The sequence below is a fragment of the Cellulomonas bogoriensis 69B4 = DSM 16987 genome (genome assembly GCF_000767165.1).
GTDB classification, from domain to species: domain Bacteria; phylum Actinomycetota; class Actinomycetes; order Actinomycetales; family Cellulomonadaceae; genus Actinotalea; species Actinotalea bogoriensis.
Map to the genome: position 1 here is coordinate 1 of NZ_AXCZ01000389.1, position 826 is coordinate 826.

At 75.5% G+C, this 826-nt stretch carries 1 pseudogene; it reads left to right on the plus strand.

The features are described 5' to 3' along the window. A pseudogene (locus N869_RS18135) lies at positions 1 to 826 on the plus strand (ABC transporter permease); the annotation flags it as partial.

Below are 826 nucleotides of genomic sequence, written 5' to 3' on the forward strand. Positions count from 1 at the left end.
GGCGGCGCGACCACCGGCACCGCCCGGCTGGTGCGCGTGGCCGCACGCCGTGACCGCGTCGTCCTTCCCGTGTGGATCGTCACCGTCACCGGGCTCGCCGCCGCGGTGGTCAGCACGTTCGAGAGCACCGTCGCCGACGAGGCCGCTCGCGTGGCCACCGCGCAGTTCTCGGCCTCCAACCCTCTGACCCGCGTGTTCGACGGGCCCGCCGCGGGCACCGAGCTCGGCGCCATGATCATGGTCGAGGCGTACCTGATCCTCGCCGTGCTCACGGCGATCATGAGCCTGCAGGCCGTCACCCGCCACACCCGCCTGGAGGAGGAGACCGGCCGCGCCGAGCTCGTCGGCTCCACGGCGGTGGGTCGTGAGGCCCGCCTGCTCGCTGCGCTGCTGCTCACCATGGGTGCCGCGCTCGTGGTCGGTGCAGCCATCACGACCGTCCTGACGGCCGGCGGCCACGGTGGTGCGGGCGCGGTCGCCGCAGGGGCGTCGATCACCGCGACGGGGTGGGTGTTCGCCGCCGTCGCAGCGGTCACCGCGCAGGTCATGTCGACCGCGCGGGCCGCCAACGCCACCGCCGGTGCGGTGCTCGCCGGGGCATTCGTGCTGCGGGCCGTCGGGGACCTGATGGGCACCGTCGAGGCGTCGGGCGTCGAGGTCACCAGCGCGTGGCCCTCGTGGCTGTCCCCCCTGGGGTGGGGGCAGCAGGTGCGCCCCTACGCCGACGACCGGTGGTGGGTGCTGGCCCTGCCGGTGCTCACGGCCTTGGCCCTGGTGGCGGTCGCCGCCGTCCTGCAGGCCCGCCGGGACGTGGGCCTGGGGATGG